General features: G+C 71.7%; 16 protein-coding genes and 2 pseudogenes. 9 read left to right on the top strand and 9 right to left on the bottom strand.

Features of this window, described 5'->3' with window-relative positions; translation table 11 throughout:
• Nucleotide 1: 1 nt before the first annotated feature.
• From C2142_RS01840 to C2142_RS01825, 4 genes are all read right to left on the bottom strand, one after another.
• Nucleotides 2-160 (bottom strand): hypothetical protein, encoded by a 159-nt coding sequence (locus C2142_RS01840; RefSeq protein WP_153882745.1) that lies wholly within the window; start codon nt 158-160, stop codon nt 2-4.
• Between the two features lie 617 nt (nt 161-777).
• Nucleotides 778-1,875 carry a glutamate--cysteine ligase gene (locus C2142_RS01835; RefSeq protein WP_148640749.1) on the bottom strand — a complete coding sequence of 366 codons (1,098 nt, stop codon included), beginning with the start codon at nt 1,873-1,875 and terminating at the stop codon, nt 778-780.
• A 235-nt stretch (nt 1,876-2,110) separates the two neighbouring features.
• Nucleotides 2,111-2,479 carry a low affinity iron permease family protein gene (locus tag C2142_RS01830; RefSeq protein ID WP_148640748.1) on the bottom strand — a complete coding sequence of 123 codons (369 nt, stop codon included), beginning with the start codon at nt 2,477-2,479 and terminating at the stop codon, nt 2,111-2,113.
• Nucleotides 2,480-2,756: 277 nt separating this feature from the next.
• On the bottom strand, nt 2,757-3,140 hold the full coding sequence (locus C2142_RS01825; RefSeq protein WP_148640747.1) for a helix-turn-helix domain-containing protein: 384 nt from the start codon (nt 3,138-3,140) through the stop codon (nt 2,757-2,759).
• Between the two features lie 127 nt (nt 3,141-3,267).
• Here C2142_RS01825 and C2142_RS01820 point away from each other — a divergent pair, with 127 nt between their 5' ends.
• From C2142_RS01820 to C2142_RS01800, 5 genes are all read left to right on the top strand, one after another.
• On the top strand, nt 3,268-3,705 hold the full coding sequence (locus tag C2142_RS01820) for an STAS domain-containing protein (RefSeq protein ID WP_148640746.1): 438 nt from the start codon (nt 3,268-3,270) through the stop codon (nt 3,703-3,705).
• On the top strand, nt 3,702-4,091 hold the full coding sequence (locus tag C2142_RS01815; protein ID WP_148640745.1) for a hypothetical protein: 390 nt from the start codon (nt 3,702-3,704) through the stop codon (nt 4,089-4,091). The genes C2142_RS01820 and C2142_RS01815 overlap by 4 nt, the downstream gene beginning before the upstream one ends.
• Before the next feature lie 291 nt (nt 4,092-4,382).
• A complete protein-coding gene (locus C2142_RS01810) occupies nt 4,383-5,897 on the top strand; it encodes a CYTH and CHAD domain-containing protein (RefSeq protein WP_162002383.1) in 1,515 nt (504 codons plus the stop codon).
• A gap of 594 nt (nt 5,898-6,491) precedes the next feature.
• Nucleotides 6,492-7,937, top strand: coding sequence for an NAD(P)/FAD-dependent oxidoreductase (locus tag C2142_RS01805; RefSeq protein ID WP_148640743.1), 1,446 nt, complete (start codon nt 6,492-6,494; stop codon nt 7,935-7,937).
• The gene (locus tag C2142_RS01800) at nt 7,925-8,095 is read left to right on the top strand and encodes a hydrophobic protein (RefSeq protein WP_148640742.1); all 171 of its coding nucleotides are present in this window, start codon (nt 7,925-7,927) and stop codon (nt 8,093-8,095) included. The genes C2142_RS01805 and C2142_RS01800 overlap by 13 nt, the downstream gene beginning before the upstream one ends.
• A 35-nt stretch (nt 8,096-8,130) precedes the next feature.
• Here the strand turns inward: C2142_RS01800 and C2142_RS39105 are convergent.
• Nucleotides 8,131-8,259, bottom strand: a pseudogene (locus tag C2142_RS39105) (DUF6328 family protein); the annotation flags it as partial.
• A gap of 46 nt (nt 8,260-8,305) precedes the next feature.
• Nucleotides 8,306-8,788 carry a flavin reductase family protein gene (locus tag C2142_RS01795; protein ID WP_148640741.1) on the bottom strand — a complete coding sequence of 161 codons (483 nt, stop codon included), beginning with the start codon at nt 8,786-8,788 and terminating at the stop codon, nt 8,306-8,308.
• 1,047 nt (nt 8,789-9,835) lie between these two features.
• Between C2142_RS01795 and C2142_RS01790 the strand changes: the two genes are divergently transcribed.
• The 4 genes from C2142_RS01790 to C2142_RS01775 all read left to right on the top strand — a co-directional run bounded on the left by C2142_RS01790 (nt 9,836) and on the right by C2142_RS01775 (nt 11,998).
• A complete protein-coding gene (locus C2142_RS01790; RefSeq protein ID WP_148640740.1) occupies nt 9,836-10,069 on the top strand; it encodes a DUF6296 family protein in 234 nt (77 codons plus the stop codon).
• Nucleotides 10,070-10,086: 17 nt separating this feature from the next.
• On the top strand, nt 10,087-10,854 hold the full coding sequence (locus C2142_RS01785; RefSeq protein ID WP_241002315.1) for a YhjD/YihY/BrkB family envelope integrity protein: 768 nt from the start codon (nt 10,087-10,089) through the stop codon (nt 10,852-10,854).
• Between the two features lie 486 nt (nt 10,855-11,340).
• The gene (locus tag C2142_RS01780; RefSeq protein WP_148640738.1) at nt 11,341-11,514 is read left to right on the top strand and encodes a CsbD family protein; all 174 of its coding nucleotides are present in this window, start codon (nt 11,341-11,343) and stop codon (nt 11,512-11,514) included.
• Between the two features lie 25 nt (nt 11,515-11,539).
• Nucleotides 11,540-11,998 (top strand): SRPBCC family protein, encoded by a 459-nt coding sequence (locus C2142_RS01775; protein ID WP_148640737.1) that lies wholly within the window; start codon nt 11,540-11,542, stop codon nt 11,996-11,998.
• Nucleotides 11,999-12,244: 246 nt separating this feature from the next.
• Here C2142_RS01775 and C2142_RS39100 read toward each other — a convergent pair.
• From C2142_RS39100 to C2142_RS01765, 3 genes and pseudogenes are all read right to left on the bottom strand, one after another.
• Nucleotides 12,245-12,337: pseudogene (locus C2142_RS39100) on the bottom strand (aldo/keto reductase); the annotation flags it as partial.
• A gap of 78 nt (nt 12,338-12,415) precedes the next feature.
• Nucleotides 12,416-12,790 carry a hypothetical protein gene (locus C2142_RS01770; RefSeq protein WP_148640736.1) on the bottom strand — a complete coding sequence of 125 codons (375 nt, stop codon included), beginning with the start codon at nt 12,788-12,790 and terminating at the stop codon, nt 12,416-12,418.
• Nucleotides 12,787-13,323 (bottom strand): hypothetical protein, encoded by a 537-nt coding sequence (locus C2142_RS01765; RefSeq protein WP_194235747.1) that lies wholly within the window; start codon nt 13,321-13,323, stop codon nt 12,787-12,789. The genes C2142_RS01770 and C2142_RS01765 overlap by 4 nt, the downstream gene beginning before the upstream one ends.
• Between the last annotated feature and the right edge of the window lie 324 nt (nt 13,324-13,647).

The raw sequence follows: 13,647 nt of genomic DNA, 5'->3' as shown, positions 1-13,647 counted from the left end.
GTCAGGCCTCCTGCCGTCGACACAGTTGGATGCTCAGGGAGGCGTCTGCCCAGGAGCCGTTCGGATACCCCATGAGGCCGGTGCAGCCGGCCAGCGGGCGGTCGTCGTCGCCCTTGCAGGCGTGGGCCTCGCGGCGCAGCCGCTCGTGCAGAGGCATCATCGGGTCGAAGCCTTCCGGATCTGATGGCGGTGGCGGACGGCGCGCACAGCACCCGCGGCCAGCGCCGTCACAGCGCCGACCAGGCCTGAGGCCAACAGGCGGGCCGGCGCCGGACCAGGCTGCGGGCGCGCGACCGCCGTCTCCGGGTGGTCGCCGGGCGGTGAGCCGCCGTCCAGGGCCAGGGCGAGCGCCTCCGCCAGGCTGCTCGCCACCCTCGCCGAGGCCGGGTGCCCCCCGAGCACTGCGGCACCGCCGCCGATACCGTGCTCAGCCACGTCACCGGCTACGTCGCCGCTCGCGCGAGATCCTCGTCGGCCGGGACCTCCTCGGACGGCGGGTGGATCAGCGTACCGATGCCGGCGCAGTGCCGTCCGAAGGAGCGGACGGGAGGAGCCGGTGACCCGAGACGGAGATTGCCGGCGGTAGGCATCGACCTTGCCGAGGATCTCGTCGGCGGTCTCAGTCCGGATGAAGGGTTGCAGGCCGACCAGGCAGGAGGACGGACACGGCACGCAGGCAGCAGCTCAGTGTCGCGGTAGCCGGTGTCGGCGCGGTGGGTGCCGGGGTCGTATCGGCGACAAGCCGCCATCGACCAGGCACGTGGGTTCGGGACGCGGTCAGGTTCCGGTGGTCTGGTCACTGATCATGGCGATCAGGCCTTCCCGGCCGTGTTCTCGCAGTACCCGGCGCTGGCGGGTGGCGCCGTTGCCCTCGCGCAGCAACCGCTCGAGTACGGGGACGATGTGTCTGCGGTCGCCGCTCCGGGTGAGCGCCGGGTCCACGGAGTCGAGCATGGTGGCCGCAGCGTCGCCGACCGCGACGAGTCGGCCGTGGACAGGGTCGAACACCTCGCTCGTGGAGCCGTGGCGCGCACCGTGCCACACGGCTGCGGCCAAGGCCTCCGGCTCGACGGCGGAGCCGGGGCGCCCCGCTCTATCGTCGCTGATGGCCTGGTCGGCCAGGACACGGACGATGCCGGCGAGCAGTACCGCCTCGTCCGGACGCAGCTGGACGTCCATGGCGCGGACCTCGACGGTGGGGTAGTGGTCGGACAGCCTGATGTGCCAGTAGATCTGCCCTCGGTCGTGGATCAGCCGGCGTGCCACCAGCGCGCGGGTGCGTCGGTCGTAGTCGGCCGCGTTCTCGAAGCGTGGGGGCGGTCCGCTGACGGGCCAGCGACTGAAGACGATGGTGCGCCAGCTGGCGAAACCGGTGTCGGTGCCCTGCCACAGGGGCGAGTTGGCGGCCAGCGCCACGAGCAGCGGAAGCCACGGGCGCAGCCTGTTCATCACGAGGACGCCGGTCGCGCGGTCGGGGATACCGAGGTGGACGTGCATGCCGGTGATCAGTTGCTCATCGGTCAGTTGTGGCGCGTCGGTGCGCATGGCGCGGTAGCGGGCGGTGTCGGTGATCGGGACGGTGAGGCGGTCGGCGAAGGGGGCTGCGGCGGATGCGGCGAGACGACAGCCGTCCGTGACGGCGGCTGCCCCCAGAGCGTGGCGCAGCCGCAGGAGGTGCCCCCCGACTTCCTCCAGCTCCCGGCAGACGGGCGTGGCGACCTCCAGCTGGACCTGCAGGAGTTCACGCTGTATCTCGGCCTCGGCGAGGGCGGGCTGCAGGCCGGCCGTTCGGCACACCTGTTCCGCGCGGGCCCGTGGCAGGCCCGTGCCGAGGTCGAGCAGGAGGTACTCCTCCTCCACGCCGAGTGTGAGCATATTGAGCGGATACCCGGTGATCCGGCCGCTATCCGCCTGCCGGCCTTCTGGACGTCAACGTCGCCATCGGTCGCCTGCTCAACCCGGATGACCGGCCCGTTCACGGGGCATCCGCTCGGCGCCGGGTGGCATGGTTCGGCGCGACGTGCGCCGGAGACGGGACTGTACCGGTGACTGCACCCTCCGATCCGCTGGCTTGGGCGTGATCCGCCGACGGGTCGTGGGTCGCCGATCCTCAGAACCGTTCCTCCATGCGGATCGCCTTCCTGAGCTCGCTTTGCGCCTTGCCCTCGTGCCCCTCGTGCGTTTCGAGGAGAGCGGCGGCGATCGCGTCCAGCTTGCGTTGGACGGCATGCTCGGCGCGACGCTCAGCATTCTTGAGCAGCGCCAACAGAAGGAGCGTGATGGCCGTCATCGTGTCCCCCACCAGGATCTGCCACTCCGCGGACAGACCGGCCGCGTGGACCACGATGAAGGCCGCCACCAGCATCACGCAGAACAACGCGAACGTCGGCGAGCTGGTGAAATTGGAGGCGACTTCGGCGAGCCGCTCGAACTGGCCGCGCCCGCCGTCGCTGCGATCGGCCGGGTGTGAGAGGGTCATGCCCTCTCCCTACCACCAACGCTTCCGGCCGCGCCCTCTGCCACGCGCGAGGCGCCCGGGCGGGCCGGATGCCCCCGGCATCGCGGGGGATGCGGGCTGCCACGTCGACGTCGCGCACCCGCCTGCACCTGCGGGGCGCCGATCCACGGCGAGTAGGACCCGTGCGCCCGACTGCCCCTGCCATGCGTTGCCGCCCTGTCGTGTCCGGCCTACCTGAACGCGGACCGGCCGGCGTCACCGTGGACCCCGTGGGCGGGCCATCCCCGCCAGGCGCAGCTCAGGTGGAGAGGGTGGTCGGTTGCGGGCCCGTGGTCTGTGTCCGCTGGCGCGGAGCTGGTGCGGGGGTGGCGTGTGAGCGCTCTGTCCCCGAGGTCATGAGGTCGAGAAGGGCTGCAACGGGGAGGTGATCGTCGGCGGGGTGGCGCAGGCGGGTGTCGGGGGTGATCTCGTATCTGTTGCGGCGGCCGGCGCGGGTGTGGGCGAGGTAGCCGGCTTTCTCCAGGTCCGTGACGATGGCTTGGGCGGCGCGCTCGGTCAGATCGCAGTGGGAGGCGATGTCACGCAGCCGCGTTCCGGGGTCGCGGGCGATGGCCGCCAGGACACGTGCGTGGTTGGTGAGGAACGTCCAATTCGTCCTCGGGGGTGCCGTGTGCCGGTCCATGACCCCATCGTAGGTCTCGCCCTTCCAGCATCACAAAAGGTGCATTTCGACTCCGGTTTTGCTTGACGTACATGGACTGGGCGACGCAGGATTTCAGTGAAAGTCGTCAGTGGCCAAGGAGCTCGCCATGTCCAGGTGGGAGTCCTCAACACGGCGGCGGCGCACCTCCCGGGGAACGGCGCCACCGCCGCCGGGACAGCACTGCAGCCCCGACGTGATCGCCGCCGGGAACAAGTCCGTCGGCGTACGGCTCGCGGGCACCTCGCAGCACCCGGTCGCAGCCGTCTGCGGCGAGATCGACCAGGACTGCGCCGCAGGTCTCGGGCGAGCGCTGATCCACGCCCTGGACGCGAGTCCAGGTGTCCTGACCATCGACATGACGGGCGTCAGCTTCACCGACAGCACCGGCCTGAACATCCTGCTGCGCGTGCGCGCCCGGCAAACCGGCAAGACCCTGTCGCTGCGCCCGGGCCGCTTCCTGTCCCGGATCCTCGACCTCACCGAGACCACCACCCTGTTCGCCATCGAACCAGCCCCTGACCGGAGAGGGGATGCACCGACATGAGCTTCACCGAACCCGCCGTGCTGGTCGGCCTCCTCGGACCCGCCGAACGACCCGAGCGCCTCCTGGTCAGACTCGCCGACGGCCGCCAGGAGGTCACCGCCCTCCTGGGAGAAGCAGCTGCACGCGCGGTGGCCGCCTCTTGCCTGCTGCGCCCCGCCCACGCCACCGCCTCCCTGACTCACTGGATCCAGGGCGGTCTTCCCATTCGCGTCTCCCGTTCCCGTGCCTCCGCCAACAACAGCGGCCCGGTAGCCTTCGCCGGCTTCGAAACTCGCCCGGACACCACGGGATCCGACCGGCTGTCGGCGCACAGACCGCGGGCGTCGAGCCCTGAGGTTTCTCCCGCCACGGATGTTCGGCGCGGCGAACGCGGAACGAGCGCGTGAGGCGGTAGGGGAACAGCGCGACAGGAGCGTCGACCCCGGCATCACGGCGACTCCCGGGAGGCCGACGGGGCTGAGGGCGCGCAGGAAGAAGTGCCGCCAGGGCGCGCAAGTTCTCTACGTGACGTGCGGGAGAGGCCCGGCACCTTCGAACAGGTTCCCGACTCTGTTGACGGTCATCACGGGAAGGGCCTCCACCCTGCCGACCTGCTGCACCGCCCGGCACGCTGTCGAAGCGAAATCCTGTCTCGGGTGCCGGTGATTCGGATGCGCCCTGTCGGACAGACGGACAGTATGGCGAAACGACATCTGGAGATCGAACGGTCGTACGGTGGCGCGCTGCGCAAGCCGATCACTGCGGACGGCCTGTCCGGGGTGGCCTCCGTGCGCGCCGGTGCCACCGTGCGGCTGGACGCCGTCTACTTCGACACTCCGGACCTCCGACTCCTGCGCCGGGGCGTGACCCTGCGCCGACGCAGCGGGGGCCACGACGCGGGGTGGCACCTCAAGACTCCCGAGCCGGACGGCAGCCGTGCCGAGACCCGCCTCCCTGCCGACGCCGATGGCAGGGACCGGCCGCCCGCGGAGCTGACCGCCCGGGCAGCGGTCCACGCGCGCGGCGGCCGGCTCGGCGCCGTGGCGCACCTGCGGACGCGGCGGGAGCCCACGATGCTGCTGGACGAGCACGGGGGGACCCTCGCGGAGATCGACCAGGACACGGTGTCCGCGGAGCTGATCGGCCCGGTCGGCGCGACGCTCGGACGCGTCGACTGGATCGAGACCGAGGTGGAGCTGGCGGATGCGGGGCCCGAGCTCCTCGACGCGGTCGAGGAGCGGCTGCTGGCGGGCGGCCTGCGGCCGTCCGCCAGCGCGACGAAACTCGGCCGCGCCCTGCATGACCGGCTCGAAGAGCTTCCGGACGGATCCCGCACCGCTCTGCCGACCGCTCCGAACGCCCCGCACTCCGTTGGCGACTGCCTCACCGCCTGTCTGCGGACCCACGTCGCCGCTCTGGAATCACTGGACGCCGCCGTCCGACTGAACGAACCCGACGCGGTGCACCAGATGCGGGTCCACGTCCGACGCCTGCGCAGCGCGCTCGCCGCCCACCGGCGGCTCCTCCGCAAAGGGGCGGTGGACCACGTCGACGACGAACTACGCCGACTGGGCCGGATCCTCGGGCGCGCCCGAGACGCCGAGGTACTGGGCGAGCAGCTCACCGCCGACGCCGCCGACCTGCCTCCCGACCTCCAGCCGCAGGCGACTTGCCGACTGCTGGAGGCCGTTTTCCGGGACCGGTACCAGACCGCCTGGCGCGCAGCCGTGCAGGCGATGAGCCGGCCCCGCTACTTCGCGCTGCTCGGCGTGTTGGAGGATCTGGCCGCCGAACCACCGCTGCGCCTCCGCGCCCGGCACGGCCGCAAGGAAGCCCGGAAGGTCCTGACCCGGCAACGGAAGCGGACCGGACGGCGCCTGAGTGCCGCGCTCGCCATGCCGCCGGGACAGGACCGCGACGCCGCCCTGCACCGGGCACGGAAGGCCGCCAAACGCGCCCGCTACGCCGCCGAATGCACCGAGCCGCTCCTCGGGAAGCAAGCCCGTCGGCTGGCCAAGCGCGCGAAACGCATCCAGAAGGCGCTCGGTGCCCACCAGGACGGCGTGGTCGGCGAGAGAACCATCCGCGAGCTCTCCATCCAGGCCCCACCCGGCATCGCCTTCGCGCTGGGCGTGCTCCACACCCGCCAGCGACGCGACGAGGACCGCCGGCTGTCCGAAGCCGCGAAGGCCGGCCGCCAGCTCGCACGGTGATCTCGCACCAGGTCGTGGTCGGCGCGCACCGACGGGCCGCCGGCCTGCTGAGCGCCGCCGAGGCCCGCCGCCGATGCCGGTCCGGTCAGCGAGCGTCGGCTGCCGGCGAGGTCAGTCGTCGTCGATCTTCCGGAAGGCCACCGTGCCCATCTGGTGCACGTCCCCGCCGACGGTCCGCCAGGAGACCCGCTCGTCGGGCATACGAACCCGAACCGTCTCGCCGGCACGGGCTTGTTCCCGCCCGGCGCGGTAGCCGCAGGAGGCTGCGGTGACCCGGCCGCCGGCTCGGCACCGCAGCGCGCAGAAGGGAGAGGGACAGGAAGGGAGGGAGACAGTGGGTCCGCTGCGACACGGCGCGGAGGAGGAGTACCTCCCTCGTGGGCGTCCGGACCCGTGCCACGGGCGGCTGCTGCGGGACAAGGTCGCACGTGCTCGGCCCTGGGCGCAGGCCGAGTACTGCCGCACGGCCTGCTCCGGATCCCCCCCCGGACAGTCGGGCGGGGCCCGCGCACGGCTGGACGGCGTGGCGTACGGGAGTGCCGGCCGGGTAGCCGCCAGGTCAGGAGTCGCCTGTCGCACGAAGGAGGCCAGGTCATGCGGCGTGAGGTCGATGTGGTGGTGCTCGGGATGGGGCCCGGCGGCGAGCACGCCGCGAACAGGCTCGCCGCGGCCGGGCTCGACGTGGTCGGGGTGGAGGCGGAACTCGTCGGCGGCGAGTGCCCGTACTGGGGGTGCGTTCCGAGCAAGATGATGATCCGGGCGGCGAACCTGCTCGCCGAGGCCCGCCGGATTCCGGGAACGGCCGGGCAGGCAGAGGTGAAAGCCGACTGGAAGCCGGTGGCGACGCGGATACGCGAGGAGGCGACCGACGACTGGGACGACACGGCCGCGGTCCAGCGCTTCACCGACAAGGGCGGCGAGCTGGTCCGCGGCCACGGCCGGCTGGCCGGCCCTCGGACGGTCCAGGTGGACGATCTCGTCCTCGCCGCGCGCAGGGGAGTCGTCCTCGCCACTGGCGCGGTACCGCAGCTCCCGCCGGTGCCCGGGCTCGCGGACGTGCCGTACTGGACGCACCGCGAGGCCATCCGGGCGGAGCACCGGCCCGACTCGCTGCTCGTGCTCGGCGGCGGTGCGATCGGCCTCGAACTGGCCCAGGTCCTCGCCCGATTCGGCACTGAGGTCACCGTCGTCGAGGCGGCGCAGCGGCTGCTGCCCGGGGAGGAACCCGAGGCCGGCACGGTGCTCGCCGGCGTGCTGCGCAGCGACGGCCTGCGCATCCGCGTCGGGCGTCGGGCGGTCTCGGCGGCGTACCGGTCGGGCGCTTCCGTCCTGTCCCTGGAGGACGGCGAGGAGCTCACGGCGCAGCGGCTGCTGGTCGCCACGGGCCGTCGACCCGACCTCTCCCGGCTCGGCCTGGACACGGTCGGCCTCGACCCGAAGGCTCAGCGGGTCACGGTGGACGGGCAGATGCTCGCCGCCCCGGGGCTGTGGGCGGTGGGCGACCTGACCGGGCGCGGTCCGTTCACGCACGTGGCGCTCTACCAGGCCGAGCTCGCCGCACGCGCCGTCCTCGGCCGACCGGGGCCGCCCGCGGACTACCGGGCGCTGCCCCGCGTCACCTTCACCGACCCAGAGGTCGCGTCCGTCGGGCTGACCGAGGCCGCGGCCCGCGAGCGGGGCCTCCGGGTGCGCACCGGCTCGGCCGACATTCCGAAGGCGGCCCGCGGCTGGATCCACGGGCCGGGCAACGCGGGAGTCGTCAAACTCGTCGAGGACGCCGACCGTGGCGTGCTGGTCGGCGCGACAGCCGTCGCTCCGACGGGCGGCGAAGTGCTGTACGGCCTGGCAGTCGCTGTCCACGCCGAGGTACCCGTGGACCGGCTGCAGCAGATGATCCTGGCCTATCCGACTTTCCACCGCGCCGTCGAGCACGCCCTGGCGGCCCTGCACGAGCCGAACTCCGCGACGATCGGCAGGCGTGGATTCGCGGCAGCCGGGCAGACGGGTGGGCCGGAGGTGCGGAGAACATGGCTCTACTGATCATCGTCCTGCTTCTCGTCCTGATCCTGGGCGGCGCCGGATTCGCCGTGCACGTGCTGTGGTGGGTGGCGCTCGCCATCCTCGTGATCTGGGTGCTGGGGTTCGTCTTTGCCGGTGGCTCCGCCGGAGGGTCGCGCCGGCGGTGGTACCGCTGGTGAGCGGTTGTCAAAGTGGGGCAGGGAGGCAAGCGCTGAGTGAAGGCCATGCCGAGGAGGAACCCGAAGTGGATCTGCGCGCCGGTCTGGCACACGCGGACCTCTTGGAGCATTTCGTTCCACGGGCGGTCCGCCGTTGCTGAGGTGTTTCGAGCGCGGCCAGGCACGGGCGCGTCGGTGCCTCCTTGCCGGGCCGGTCGGCGAGCCCCGGGGTCAAGCCGGATGTCCGGCGTCGATGTCCGCGACATCGCCAAGGCAGAGCGGACAGCGCCCTGTCGTGGTCCCGGTGACGATGGGGTCCAGGAGGAATCCCACGTGATCACCCCAGTCGACCCGGTCGAGGACCCGCCCCACGAACCAGGTCAATGCGTCGGTGAGCACCGGGACTCCGGACGGGCCGGGCCGCCAGCCAACAGCCGCGAACTTGTCGACCGCATCACCGCTGCAGCCGCCGAACAGTTCCGCGAGGTCGTGACGCTGCGGCAGCAGATGGACTGCGAGGACAGGAGAGTGCATCGCGACGGCGTAGGTGTGGTTCACCTTGGAGATCCACACCGTGAACCGGGGAGGCCGGATGGAGCACTGGCCCGCGAAGCCGACCAGGCAGCCTGCGCGCTGCCCGGCGTCGGTTGCAGCGGTGACGACGTAGACCGGCTGGGTGTCCAGCAACGCGACGAACGATTCGAACCCACCCATCTGTCGTCTCCCTCCGTGTCCTGTCGCACAGCTGTACTCATCGGCTGTGTCCTGGTGGTCGGAATGGGCAGGACGCGCCTGCCCATTCCGACCGACATCGACGCGAGAACAGGTGGCCCGCCTCCTATCAGTGCTTTCACTGCTTGCAAGGGTGCACTGTGAGCCGACCCGGTGGCGGCCCGGCCGGCCGGTGCGCACAGACGGGTGCCGGTTGTGGCGGCCGCCCCAGGGTAGGAGCCAGGTGTGGACCGAACCTGAGGAGAGTCGAGGTGAGGTCGTGCGCTGTGTGCCCTCGCTCGACGTCGACTTGGACGGAGCCCCGGTTCGGAAGGCCGAGCGCGAAGTGCTGCACGCTGCTCTCCCGGCGAGCTGGCCGGTCTCGACCGGGGCGCGTGAGCAGGGGCGCGCGTGGCCGGCTGCAAGCAGCGGGACGCCAAAGAGAGCGGCACGGGCTCAGCCCGTCCCGGCAGCCTTATGGTGCCTGGGAATCCCCCAGCGGCGGTTCCGAATGCTCGTCGTCTTCTCCGGTGCGGACGTCCGCCGGAGTAGGAGTCACGATCCGTCCTTCCTCCGCGGACCCGCGCTGGGTCTCCTCGTCGGGTTGTGCCGTGTCGCCGTCAGCTGTGGCTCGGACAGCTACCGGGGTTGGAGCCACGATGGCTCGTTCCTCTGCGGACCGGCTCCGCGCCTCTTCGCCCGCTTGCTCCGGATCGTCCGGAGTGGCCATGTCATCGCCTCCTCCGGCCGCGCCGGCCCCTCCGCGGGGGAATGCAGTAGGTGCCGGGCGGCTCCTCCCATCAAGTGTCCCGCACGTCGGACGGATTGGCGCGGTGCCGAGGCGGGACGTCGCGGAACCCACGAGCGAAGAGGACGGCAGGGTCGGATCGAGGTACCCGGGGCCCGCGCGGCCGGCAGATGGTAGAGCGAGGGGCACCACCTGCGGCCCTCCCCTCCCGGGCGTCGACCTCGGCCGGTTGTTTGCCGGATTGGGGGCGGGGCAGGCGCGCTGCACAACCGAAGGGGGCGGAAGCCTATACAGAGGCCGCTATGGCACCCATCGAGCGATACGCCGTCACGATCCCGGGCACTCCTGGCGCCCATGCGCCGCCGCGGGTTGTCGTGGTGCATTTCACGCACACGACCGGGGCGGACGGACGGCCGGTGTATGCCGACGAGTCCGGCACCTTCCGGGTGTACGTGAGCGCCGGTGTGGCCGAGCCGCTCGCCGATCCCCCTGGAGGTCGCTCGATGCAGTGCCTGCATGCCGTCCCGGTGCCATGACCGGGTATGCCCGGCGGGTGGCCGTGGTGGCGTGGCGCCGCGGGCGTGAGGTGGAGTTGCTTCACCGGGCAATGGCATTCGCGGCGCTGTGCTTCGTGACCCTCGTGCCGCTGCTCGTGGTGATCGCCGCCGCGTCGCCGACGCGCGGCAGCGGCATCGCCGACTGGATCGCCGACGGTTTGGGCCTGTCCGGCCGTTCCTCGGCGGCTGTGGGCCAGCTCTTCGCCTCGCGCCGCGAGGTCCTCAGCACCACCACCGGCCTCAGCCTTGCCGCCCTCGCCTTGTTCGGGGTCAGCCTGATGACCGCGGTGCAGAACGCCTACGAGCGGATCTGGCAGCTGCCGCCCGGCGCCTGGCTCAGCGCATGGCGGCAGGTGGCGGCCCTGGTCGGGCTGATCGGCTACATCCTGGTCGCCGCGTGGAGCCGGGTTCCCGGGGAACACACGGCGGCGCAGCCGGCCCTGCAGGTGGTTGCCACGGTGTGTGGCGGGGTGCTGCTGTTCTGGTGGCTGCAGCGGCTGCTGCTCGGTACGCGGGTCGCCTGGCGCAGGTTGCTTCCGGGGGCTGGCGCGACCGTCGTCGCGCTGGTCGGCCTGCGGGCGTTCTCGCGGCTGGTGTTCGCGCCGCTGATCGTCTCCAACGTGGTCGCGTACGGTCCGGTCGGCACGGTCCTGGTGGTCCAGTCGTGGCTGATCGGGGTGGGGTTCTCGGTGTACGGGGGTGCGATCGCGGGCCGGGCGCTGTTGTCGCTGCGGGCGGTTCCGCGCCGCCGAGGCATCCGCTGAGACGCTGGCGCAGTGGATGCCGGCCCCGGGGAAGGGGTCCCCGGGGCCGGCCCCTCACCAGCGGTACCACCCGACCGTCGCAGGCTCCTGCCGATTGGTTGGGCGGATCCGGGGCAGGCGCGCGGTATGTCGCTGCTCAGACCACCCCTCGACCTGGGTGGCGTAGAACTCTGCCTGCGCCCGGGGGCCGAGCACCCGCGACGCGTCCCGCAGGACGGCGGCCGCCCGTGGCACCGTGGCACGGGTCCGGACGTCCACAAGGAGGTACTCCTCCTCCACACCGAGGCGCAGTGGCCGTACTGTCCCTCTCCCTTCTGCGCGCTGCGGTGCCGAGCGGGGGGAGAGGGACAGTACGGCCTCCTGCGGCTACCCGCGCCAGGCGGGAACAAGCCCGCGCCAGCAGAACGGTTTCGGGTCCTCCTGTCCGAGCAGACGCCCGGAGACGCCCGCCGCAGTGGTCGGGCCGAGAGCGGAGGAGCGAATGCCATGGGCACCGGAGACAAGGTGAAGAACGTCGCTGAGAAGGCGAAGGGAAAGGCGAAGGAGACCGCCGGCCGGGCGATCGACGACCCGGCTCTGGAGGTCGAGGGCAAGGCGACCCAGGTGAAGAGCGACCTGAAGCAGGCCGGCGAGAAGGTCAAGGACGCCGCCAAGCACTGACGGAGGATCACGAGGAGGAGCACTCATGAGCATGGTGCGTGAGTCGATCGACGTGGGTGTGCCGCTGCACACCGCGTACAACCAGTGGACGCAGTTCGAGGAGTTCCCGAACTTCATGGACGGAGTGGAGGAGGTTCGGCAGCTCGACGACCGGCACACCCACTGGAAGACCAGTATCGCGGGTGTCCAGCGCGAGTTCGACGCCGAGATCGTCGACCAGCTGCCTGACGAGCGGGTCTCCTGGCGGACCGTCGGCGGGGACGTGCACCAGATGGGCACGGTGACCTTCCGGAAGATCGACGACGACCACACCCGGGTCAGTCTGGCGATGCAGTTCGAGCCGGAGGGTCTGGCCGAGTCGGCGGCCGACACACTCGGCATGGTCGACCGGCGGGTCAAGGCCGACCTCGGCCGCTTCAAGGGGTACATCGAGGAGCGCGGCGGTTCGAGCGGTGCCTGGCGAGGTCGGATCTCCCCGGGCTGAGCACGCCCCCCGGAACCCCGACGGGGAATGCGCGCTGGTTGCCGACGGCGAGCGCGGCGCCCCGGCCACGTGCCGGGGCGCCCGTCGGCGCGAGGAGGCTCATGCCCGCATCGGCGCTGGCTCCAGCGGCTTGCGGTCGTCCTTGCACGGGACGCCACTGTGTGTGCCGCAGCCATGCGCTCGCGGTGCCGCCCACCCCGGCAGGGTCGCTGGCCAGGCACTGTTCCGGCTGGGCTGTACCGCTTGGGCGGGGGTGTCCTGGACCCAGAGCTCGGTGGTGATGAACAGCTGGCGGGGGATGCCGTTGCTCCTGAAGGCGCGGCCGACGGCCTCCTCGTTCTGGTTGCCCGCGCCCGGACGGACAGACGCCCCAGAGCCGTCGGCCTCGGCGGCGGTCGGCCGGGCGCATCGGTGAACTCAAGATCCCCTGGCGCCGAACAGGCACGCCATGTCACAAGCCTGTTGCGGAGGGCCAGCTGCGTGACCGGGCCGAGGCGGCGGTGCAGACGCTCGCTGACCGGGCCGGCGTCCCCGGTTCTCCTCGGCTTCGCTCAGCGGGCGAGGACGGTCGGTCAGCCGGTCGACGACATGGGTCAGCCGCCGCCCGTACGCGGCCCGCCGGTGCTCTGCGCCGGTGCCGGCGCAGAGCACCCCGTCGAGCAGGGACGCCACATCTGCCAGGGCGTCGTCGACCGAGTCGCCCACGCTTCCCATGCTCGGCTCGATTCCCGCGTTCAGCAGGCGAGTTGTGAGCTTGATCGAGGCGTACTCCGGTGGCACCGCGGTGCTCACGGGGCGGTGCTGCGCCTGCCGGTGTCGGTCTGATCCGTACTGTGCCTGAGGACGGCAGTGCTGACTGTGTAGTGCCAGCCGTTCAGCATGCGGGCCTGTTCGGCAGCCCGTTCGGCAAGGCGGTCCAGCTCCACCTGGTCCAGGCGCGGATCGGTGTCGGCGATCGCGCGCAACGCCCGCCACAACGCGGTCTTTCCTTCGACACCGGTGCGCAGCGTTTCCAGTTCGATCAGGTCGCTGAGCGGGGAACGGCGTATGACGGTGCCGTTGGGCTTGAGGCGGCTGAGGCGTTCACCGGCGAGGCCGAGCCATGTCCGGTAGTGCCGCACGGGCACGCCGAGTCGGTTCATGATCCGGACGAGGTCGTCGCGGTCCTGTCCGATGTCGTGGGCCAGGCGCTTCAGGTCCGCCGCGTGGTGGCTGCCCGGGTGGGTGCGGGCCATGCGGGCGGCGAGCGCGGCGCCGCCGAACGCGCCGGTCAGGTGGTCGTTCAGGTAGATGTGCAGGGGCTCGGCCAATGTGTGGGGAGACATCGCGGCTCCTCCCGGAGCGGCCGGTCACCGGGGTCGCCGAGTGGATGAGCGCAGCGACCCCGTGCCGGTCACGGAAGCGGAATGGTCTGGCTGTTTCATCGAGCGCCTTCCCGGGTTCGGCGGAACAACACGGGCCGGGGGATGCTCGGCGGCTGGGACCTGCTCGCGCTCCACCGCGTGTGGGACAGCTTTCCCGCCACCGCAAGCTGAGCCGGCGCCGCAGATCCCGACCCGACAGCAAGCCGCCCGGCCCACGGCAGGAAAGCGGGGCCTGGCTTTGTACGCGCGGATTTACGACGTCGTTTCGACGTGAGACGGGGAGTC

This window comes from Streptomyces sp. CB01881, from assembly GCF_002953255.1.
Taxonomy (GTDB): domain Bacteria; phylum Actinomycetota; class Actinomycetes; order Streptomycetales; family Streptomycetaceae; genus Kitasatospora.
The sequence above is the reverse complement of the archived record's forward strand: the minus strand, read 5'-3'. Positions and strand labels throughout refer to the sequence as shown.